8 protein-coding genes and 2 pseudogenes are annotated in these 8,199 nt (G+C 62.5%); 2 read left to right on the top strand and 8 right to left on the bottom strand.

Annotated elements, in window-relative coordinates:
- Window positions 1–557: 557 nt before the first annotated feature.
- The 3 genes from ABSG20_RS26575 to ABSG20_RS26565 are packed head-to-tail and all read right to left on the bottom strand — an operon-like array spanning window position 558 to window position 3,022.
- Window positions 558–1,352 (bottom strand): ABC transporter ATP-binding protein, encoded by a 795-nt coding sequence (locus tag ABSG20_RS26575; RefSeq protein WP_423867458.1) that lies wholly within the window; start codon window positions 1,350–1,352, stop codon window positions 558–560.
- Window positions 1,312–2,049: an ABC transporter permease gene (locus ABSG20_RS26570; protein WP_423867457.1), complete on the bottom strand. Its 738-nt coding sequence runs from the start codon at window positions 2,047–2,049 to the stop codon at window positions 1,312–1,314. Before ABSG20_RS26570 ends, ABSG20_RS26575 begins: the two co-directional genes overlap by 41 nt.
- A gap of 4 nt (window positions 2,050–2,053) precedes the next feature.
- Window positions 2,054–3,022, bottom strand: a complete 969-nt coding sequence (locus ABSG20_RS26565) for an ABC transporter substrate-binding protein (RefSeq protein ID WP_423867456.1) — start codon at window positions 3,020–3,022, stop codon at window positions 2,054–2,056.
- A gap of 209 nt (window positions 3,023–3,231) precedes the next feature.
- Here ABSG20_RS26565 and ABSG20_RS26560 point away from each other — a divergent pair, with 209 nt between their 5' ends.
- Window positions 3,232–4,128 (top strand): DUF6662 family protein, encoded by an 897-nt coding sequence (locus tag ABSG20_RS26560; protein WP_423867455.1) that lies wholly within the window; start codon window positions 3,232–3,234, stop codon window positions 4,126–4,128.
- A 3-nt stretch (window positions 4,129–4,131) separates the two neighbouring features.
- On the opposite strand, the gene ABSG20_RS26555 is transcribed toward ABSG20_RS26560, so the two are convergent.
- Window positions 4,132–4,473: a hypothetical protein gene (locus tag ABSG20_RS26555; RefSeq protein WP_423867454.1), complete on the bottom strand. Its 342-nt coding sequence runs from the start codon at window positions 4,471–4,473 to the stop codon at window positions 4,132–4,134.
- A 162-nt stretch (window positions 4,474–4,635) separates the two neighbouring features.
- On the opposite strand from ABSG20_RS26555, the gene ABSG20_RS26550 reads away from it, so the two are divergent.
- Window positions 4,636–5,157, top strand: coding sequence for a DUF3280 domain-containing protein (locus ABSG20_RS26550; protein ID WP_423867453.1), 522 nt, complete (start codon window positions 4,636–4,638; stop codon window positions 5,155–5,157).
- A 46-nt stretch (window positions 5,158–5,203) separates the two neighbouring features.
- On the opposite strand, the gene fghA is transcribed toward ABSG20_RS26550, so the two are convergent.
- The 4 genes and pseudogenes from fghA to ABSG20_RS26530 all read right to left on the bottom strand — a co-directional run.
- Window positions 5,204–6,049: an S-formylglutathione hydrolase gene (gene fghA / locus ABSG20_RS26545; RefSeq protein WP_423867452.1), complete on the bottom strand. Its 846-nt coding sequence runs from the start codon at window positions 6,047–6,049 to the stop codon at window positions 5,204–5,206.
- A 144-nt stretch (window positions 6,050–6,193) separates the two neighbouring features.
- Window positions 6,194–6,746, bottom strand: a pseudogene (gene gfa / locus ABSG20_RS26540) (S-(hydroxymethyl)glutathione synthase).
- Window positions 6,747–6,779: 33 nt separating this feature from the next.
- Window positions 6,780–7,889, bottom strand: a complete 1,110-nt coding sequence (locus tag ABSG20_RS26535; protein WP_423867451.1) for an S-(hydroxymethyl)glutathione dehydrogenase/class III alcohol dehydrogenase — start codon at window positions 7,887–7,889, stop codon at window positions 6,780–6,782.
- Window positions 7,890–7,986: 97 nt separating this feature from the next.
- Window positions 7,987–8,199 (bottom strand): annotated as a pseudogene (locus ABSG20_RS26530) (PQQ-dependent dehydrogenase, methanol/ethanol family); the annotation flags it as partial.

Raw genomic sequence — 8,199 nt, 5'->3', positions numbered from 1 at the left:
TGCGGGAATGCCGGGTGTTTTCCGGTGCCTCGCTGTGAATACTCGTGTGCGTGATGGCCGTTTTCTGCACGCGAGGCTGCGGGTGCCACTGGGCATCCGGCATTCCCCACGCCCTCTGTTTCAAGGGCGGACGTTACTTGCAAAAGCCCGGGCGCCTCGCGCCGCGGGACGTTAATTCGCGTCTGGATTTCGTCATGCCCGGCCCATGACGGAAAACAAAATCACTGTCTTGGCTGTTTGAAAAGTGAATCGGTAATCTGGATCGGGAGCCCGATGATGGAAGGCGCGATCCCTGCGGCAACGGCGCTGCGCTCTCTGCCCCCGCAAGCACCCCGCAAGCGGGGAGAGATAAAGAGCCGGCATTGTTCTTACCTCTCCCCGCTTGCGGCCCCTTGCGGGGAGAGGTCGGATCGCGCTAGCGATCCGGGTGAGCGAGACTCTCCGCGAGTCGACCTTGCGGAGGAAGGTCCTCACCCGGCTTCGCCAAGGGCTTCGCCGGGGCGAGCCCCAACCCTCTCCCCGCCAAGAGCGGGGCGAGGGAGCGCGAACAGCTTGCCTCACTCACAGGGGTTAACATCGCTCGCCGGTCTAATTTCCTCCGGCGGCTTCGCCTTTGCCTGCGCCACCCGCTCCCGCATTTCGTCGCTGATGGATGCGACCACGTCCTTGCCGCGCCTTCCCCTTGGCGGCGGCAGCGACTTCTCGAAAAGAATTCGCGTCGGCCGGTCGGACAGAAAAAACAGCCGGTCCGCCAGTTGGACGGCTTCGGCCAGATCGTGGGTCACAAACAGGGTTGTCACGCTGGTCCGTGTCGTCAGCGCCACGAGTTCGCCGCGCAGCCGGGTGGCGACGGCTTCGTCGAGCGACACGAAGGGCTCATCGAGCAACAGAAAATCCGGCCGCGCCGCGAACGCACGCGCAATGGCCGCACGGCGGGCGAGGCCCAAGGATAATTCGCCGGGATACCGTGCCAGATGGGAGGCAAGGCCGAGCGTCGCGATCAGCTCGGTCAGATCGGCGGTGGCCTCGTGAACCGGCAGAGCAAGGCGGATGTTTTGCTCGACGGTGCGCCAGGGCAACAGCCGAGGCTCCTGAAAGACCATGCCGAGGCGCCCGGAGCCGGGGGTCCGGAGTTCCCCGCGGAAATCCCGGTCGAGGCCGGCCGCGATCCTCAGGATCGTGGTCTTGCCGCAGCCCGAAGGCCCGATCAGCGCGCCGAAGGTTCCCGCCTCGAGCCGAAGTTTCAGGCCATGAACGACTTCGACCGGCGTGCCGTCGGCCGACAGAAAGGTCTTCGCATCGATGCGAAGTTCAAGCGGGGTGGCGTCGCCAGCTAGTCGCGCGTCGTTCAAGCGGTTGCACCAGAAGGCTTTCGACCACAAGCATCAGGACGATGAAGGAGATCGCATAGCTCAGTATCTTGGCCATGTCGAACAGCTGGAAGGCCGAGCCCAGTACGAAGCCTACGCCATTCGGGCGCCCGATCAACTCGACCACCAGCACGATCTTCCACACAATCGAAAGACCGGAGCGCGAACTGGCCGCCAGATAAGGCGCGAGCTGCGGGATCACGACGTGACGGATCCTCGAAAGCCGGCTGAAGCGAAATGCCCTGGCCATCTCGTCCAGTTCCGGATCGAGCGCGCGGGCACCCTCGCGCACCACCACGATCACATTCGGCAGTTTGTTGATCGCCACCGCCAGGATCGCCGCGGTTTCGTTCAGCCCGATCCAGACATAGGCAAAGATGATCGTTACCAGCGCCGGCATGTTGATCAGCACGATCAGCCATGAATCGGCATAGCGGTCGACGGCTTTCGAGCGCCCCATCGCATAACCGGCGATGATGCCAAGGACCATCGCGATGGCGAAAGAGCCGGTCACCCGTGCCAGCGTGCAGCCCATCTGGAATGGCAGTTCGCCGGAACTGAGATCGGCGAGGATGGTGGCGCCGACACTCAGCGGGCCGGGCAATAGCCGCGAATGTACCAGCGCTGCCGCTGCGGTCCAGGCCGCAACCAGGGCGGCCAGCGAATAGACTCGTTGCAACGCGTCAGTCTCCGGCTGGGGCCGCCTGATAGTAAAGGCCGGGATCAAGCTCCTGCAATGGACCTACCAGCGCCTCGCCACCGATGCCCGCGAGCGTGCCGAACAGCGCGCGCGCGTCGGCGGCTTCCGCGGCGAGCGACCGCCGCGGTATGCCTTCCCGCGTCCGGTCACGGTAGGCCTTGAAGGTCCATTCATCCTCCGCGTTCATGAGTGGGCGCAAGGCCTCCCATTCCTGGTCGGATCGCAGCATGATGTCGTCAGCCGCCCGCGCAACGGCTAAGAAGCGATCGATCGTGCTCCTGTGAGCGGTTGCGAATTCCTCGGAAAACCCGTAGCCGACCAGGGCGACCGGTTGCTTCAGCCCCAGCGCAGCTTCGGCATCCCGCACGTCGAGCAGACTTCGATAGCCCAGCGCTTGCAGCCGCGCGCAAAAATTCCAGAAATTGAGGTTGGCGTCGGCCTCGCCCTGCTGCAGCTTTTGCGAGATCAGCGGCGGGGCACCGTATTCGAGGACCGCCTCGCGCTTGAGATCGATGCCCTGGCGGAGCGCGGCGGCCTGGACAATGAGCCAGCTTTTGTCGAGCGGACCGCCGGCAATAGCGAGCGTTCGGCCCTTGAGATCGCCGATCGTCCGTAACGGCGAATCACCCTTCACCATGATGGCGCCGACCGAGCTGGAGTAGGGATAGAACAGCAATTTCGCCCCGAGCGCGCGGCTGCGGGCGATCCAGAGCCAATCGACAACGGCGAGATCGACCGAGCCGCCATTGAGGGCAAGCTTGCCGGCCTCTGGCGAGGCAAATTCGCTGATCTTCAAATCCAGGCCGGCGCTCTCGGCAAGACCATGGCGGCGGATCACATCGAGCTGCCAGGCGAACGTGCCGGTCTTCTGCAGGCCTATGCGCAGGGTCTCGCCGGCCAGCGCAGGCGCGGCGCCGATGAATAGACAGAGCGTGACGATGAAGCGGAGCATGCCAGATGATTTCCAAGTGATGGGACTTGAGGCTCAAGAAGCGCAACCGATCGCGGCCCGAAGGTTGCTCTCCTACCCCATCCTTCATGCGAGAATTTAGCCACAACTACAAGTCGGAACACGCCGCGCGCCGACGGCTTTGACGATTTTAAGACGCAAGCACCGCAAAATCCCGCGCAAGCCGCCCGAACTGTGGGTAGGATGCGGCCATGACCGCGCTGACGGTATCGAGAGCCATTGTTGTGGCAAAAAGACGGGCGGCAAAATCCGGCCTGCTGCTGGTGCTTGCCATCATCTCGACCGACGCCCGCACCGAGCCAATCGAGACGGAACATCTGTTCGGTTTCACCCTCGGCAGCGATGTCGGCGAGGTCGGTGAGCGAGAAATCGAAGGCTCATTGACCGGCCGGTTTGCCAAGCAAACCGGGTCGTACAACGCGTTTGAAAGCACGTTGTCGGCGGAATTCGTACCGATCGCAAATCTGCGAACCGAATATACCGCCGCGATCAACTCCTATGACATTGCCGGCGTCAGCGGATTGACCGATCAGCGGTACAGCGCCTTTGGCGGCCTGTCCGCCGACTTCCGCTACCGCTTCCTCGACCGCGCCACCGCGCCGTTTGGCTTTGCGCTCGGGGCCGAGCCCCATTGGGGTCGGGCCGATGAGATCAGCGGCGAGCCTGGCAACCAGTATGGTGTCGATTTCGTCGCCGCAGCCGACCGGGAGCTGGTTTCCGATCGCGTCGTTGTGGCGTTCAACCTGCTCTATCAGCCTGAGACCATGCGTTCGAACGTGACCGGTACCTGGTCGGACGAATCCACCGCAGGTCTTGCGATCGGTGTGATGGCGCGGGTGCATGCGGATATTTTTTTCGGCGGCGAGGCGCGCTATCTGCGCCACTATGACGGGCTCGCGCTGCAGGCCTTTACCGGACAGGGCTTCTTCATCGGTCCGACGGTATACGCCAAGATCTCCGAACGAGCATGGATCGCCGCAGCCTGGAGCGCGCAGCTTGCCGGCAACGCAACGACATCGGTTGGTTCGCTCGACCTTGTCAATTTCGAACGCCACCAGGCGCGCCTGCTGTTCGGCATCAGTTTTTAGATTCTATTTTGTGCAGTCCTTAAGATTCTTTTCCTCGATCGAGAAAATCGCGCCGGCCATGACCTGTATATTCCGGACCACGCAGGTCCGCCCGCTCTGATCGACAAACCTGGCATCGTAGCTGCCAGGGACGGTGTCGGTTATTTTCAGGCGCTCGTCGTGATCGACGGTGCGATCCGGATCGTTTTCGGTTTGATTACGTCCCCATTCGTTCTTGCCGGCCGGCGACAGCTGCAGCGAGGTGATGGTGTTTGCCGTCAAGTTCCAGAACCTGGTATCCTTTGCCAGCGCGCCTGTTGGAATCCCCGCCAGCATCAATGCGATGAGAGCCATAGCCCTGGTCATTTTCCACCCCCCCAAAAATGTTGCGGCGCAAATCTCAATGTCCGATCGCGGTCGCCGCGGCCTGGCGACGCCGGGATACGATTGATCAACGCTCGAGCGTGTTGTTACTATCAATCGGGGATGCTTGTCGCAAATGGCCTGTTCCGCCAGTGAGGAAAGCCGATGTCTGCTGGAGCGATCGCGCGAATTTGGGCTGTCTTTATCGTATGCGCGGCTTCGATAGGTGCCGCCGCCGCGGCGCCTGCTACGGCCATTTTTCCATTTGAGATCTACGACACCAGCGGCGAGGCGCCGCAACCCGACCTGGCTGCGCGACTTGCGATGGCGAGCCGGGTGTTGTCGGAAGTACTCGAAAAGACCGGACGCTACACGCCGGTTGACCTCGGGCCGTTCGGGGCCGAGATCGCGGCGTCGGGACCGCGCTATCAATGCAGCAGCTGTTTCCTGCCGATCGCACGCCGGGCCGGCGCGGCTTTCGCCGTCGTGGGTGTATTTCACAAGGTGTCGACGCTGATCTCATCGATCGACATCTGGATCTTCGACGTTGCCAGCGGCAACTATGTCGCTCACCTCAGCGGCCAGATTCGCGGCGATACCCCTGAAGGCTACGAGCACGGGGTGCGCTTCCTGGTCAGGAACCGGCTGGCGGAGGAGATCGGCGGCGATGGCCCCCAGCCGAAATAGCCGATTTGACGGGAACGCGAAAGCGAAGCGCAGCCGGCTGCTTCATTCATGCTTTCAGGCGTGCGGCGTGCCAGCGCAGGTGATCTTCCATGAAGGTCGAGATGAAGTAATAGCTGTGGTCGTAGCCGCCCTGGCGCCGCAGTTCGAGCGGGATGGCGGCCTGCGCACAGGCGCGTTGCAACAGCTCGGGGCGAAGCTGATCGGTCAGGAATAGATCGGCATCTCCAACATCGACCAGAAAACCGGAAAACCGCGCGCCATCCTCGATCAGGGCGACCGCATCGTGCTTGCGCCAGGCCTCACGGGCGCTGCCGAGATATCCGCCGAGCGCCTTGATACCCCAGGGCACCTGCGATGGCGCCACGATCGGCGAAAAGGCGCTGGCCGCGCGATAGCGGTCGGGATGCCGCAGCGCGATTGTAAGCGCGCCATGACCGCCCATCGAATGACCGAGGATCGATTGGCGGTTCGGATCGACCGCAAAATGCCCTGATATCAATTCAGGCAATTCCTGCGTGACGTAGCTCCACATCCGGTAATGCTGCGCGAACGGCGCTTGCGTCGCATCGACATAGAAACCGGCGCCGAGCCCGAAATCGTAAGAAGCCGCGGGATCGCCGGGCACGCCTTCGCCGCGTGGGCTCGTGTCCGGCGCCACGAAGATCAGGCCCAGCTCAGCACAGGCTTTGCGGTATTCGCCTTTCTCGGTGACATTGGCATGGGTGCAGGTCAGGCCTGAGAGATACCAGACCACCGGAAGCTTCGCGCCATCCGGGTGAGGGGGGACATAGACCGAGAAGGTCATGCCGGTCCGCGTCTCGCGGCTGACATGCTTGTAGACGCCCTGCGTGCCGCCATGGGATCGATTGAGCGAGACCGTTTCGACCGTCATGATTTTACGGCTCCAGCGCCACGACGACGCCATGATTCAACAGGGAAAAGATCAAACAGGGAAAAAGATCAAACAGCGCGAAGATCAAGCAGCAACCAGAATCCGGCGGGTGACCTGCACCCGCCGGGCCTTGGATCAGTGCGGTCAGGCCGCCTTTTTGGATTTCGCCACATGGCTGGCGATCCGGCGACAGGCAGTCATAGGGCTCGAGCCCCAACTCCTTGAGGCGAGCCCTGATCGCGGCCATCTCGGCGGCGTCGACGCCGGATTCGATCACCGAGGACACAAACGCCGCAAATCCCGGCGCGGCCGAGCCGGTCTCGACGAACAGTTCGGGATGGATGAAGTCCAGGCCGTAGAACGGATGCGCCTTGTTCTCGATGCGGCCGTACATGTGGGTGCCGCAAACCTTGCAGGCGTGCCGCTGGATCGCCGCCGAGGCGTCGATCACGTGCAGCTTGTCGCCATTCTCGAGCACGGTCACATTGTCGCGTGGCACCACGGCGACCACCGAAAAGTTTGCCCCGGCGGGCTTCCAGCATTTGGTGCAGCCGCAGGCATGATTGTGGGCGACGTCACCCTTGATGCCGACTTTCACCGGCTTGTCCTTGCATTTGCAGACCAGGGTGCCGCCGGCGAAGTGCCCGGAACCCTGCTTGACTCCGTTGTCGACTGACGGATGGATGTGAACAGTCATTAGCCAATCCTCCCTTATGTTTGACGTTTTGCTTCAGTATACCACGACCGAACGGATCGATTTTCCTTCATGCATCAGGTCGAATCCCCGGTTGATCTCCTCAAGCTTGAGGACATGGGTGATCATCGGGTCGATCTGAATCTTGCCATTCATGTACCAGTCAACAATCCTGGGCACGTCGGTCCGGCCGCGCGCGCCGCCGAACGCGGTACCTTTCCAGACCCGCCCGGTCACGAGCTGGAACGGCCGCGTTGCAATCTCCTTGCCGGATTCCGCCACGCCGATCACGACCGATACGCCCCAGCCGCGATGACAGGCCTCCAGTGCCTGGCGCATCACATTGGTATTGCCGGTGCAGTCGAAGGTGAAGTCGGCTCCGCCATCGGTCAGCGCCACCAGATGCTGGACGATATCGCCGTCGATCTTCTTGGGATTGACGAAGTGGGTCATGCCGAAGCGGCGGCCCCATTCCTCCTTGGAATCGTTGACGTCGACGCCGATGATCTTGTCGGCACCCACCATCTTCGCGCCCTGGATCACGTTGAGGCCGATGCCGCCGAGGCCGAACACGACCACGTTGGCGCCCGGCGTGACCTTGGCGGTATTGACCACGGCGCCGACGCCCGTGGTCACGCCGCAGCCGATGTAACAGCTCTTGTCGAACGGCGCGTCCTCGCGAATTTTGGCGACCGCGATCTCCGGCAGCACGGTGAAATTCGAAAAGGTCGAGCAGCCCATATAGTGGAAGACCACCTGGCCCTTGTGTCTGAAGCGCGACGTGCCGTCGGGCATCAGGCCCTTGCCCTGGGTGGCACGGATCGCGGTGCACAGATTGGTCTTCTGGCTGAGGCAGCTTTTGCACTGGCGGCATTCAGGGGTGTAAAGCGGGATCACATGGTCGCCAGGCTTCACCGAAATGACGCCCGGCCCGATCTCGCGGACGATGCCGGCGCCCTCATGGCCGAGGATCGATGGGAAAATCCCCTCGCTGTCGAAGCCGTCGAGCGTATAGGCGTCGGTGTGGCAGATTCCCGTCGCCTTGATCTCGACGAGGACTTCACCGGCCTTGGGACCTTCCAGATCGAGTTCGACGATCTCAAGCGGCTTCTTTGCCTCGAACGCGACGGCGGCGCGAGTCTTCATTTTACGGTCCTTGTGCGCTTTGAATGCGGGAAAAAAATCGGCGCGCAGCAGGCAATGCCGCGCGCCGATGTAAGGTCATCTCACCGTAACGTCGCGCCTATTCGCTCGGCAAAGCAAATACCGTCAACGTGCCGCCGAGCGAGGTGTAGGACGCCAGACCCGCATAGCCGCCGACCGCACCGAGGCCCGCGGTATCGACGGTCTTGTCTTTGGGCGGCAACTTGCCCTGGTCGACGGCGCCATGCCAGGCGGCGGCGTTTTCGGGCTGCAGCAGACCGGCTGCCAGACCGATGCCGGCCCAGCCGCCGAC

Origin of the sequence: Bradyrhizobium sp., from assembly GCF_049512235.1 — a bacterium.
GTDB lineage: Bacteria > Pseudomonadota > Alphaproteobacteria > Rhizobiales > Xanthobacteraceae > Bradyrhizobium.
The sequence above is the reverse complement of the archived record's forward strand: the minus strand, read 5'-3'. Positions and strand labels throughout refer to the sequence as shown.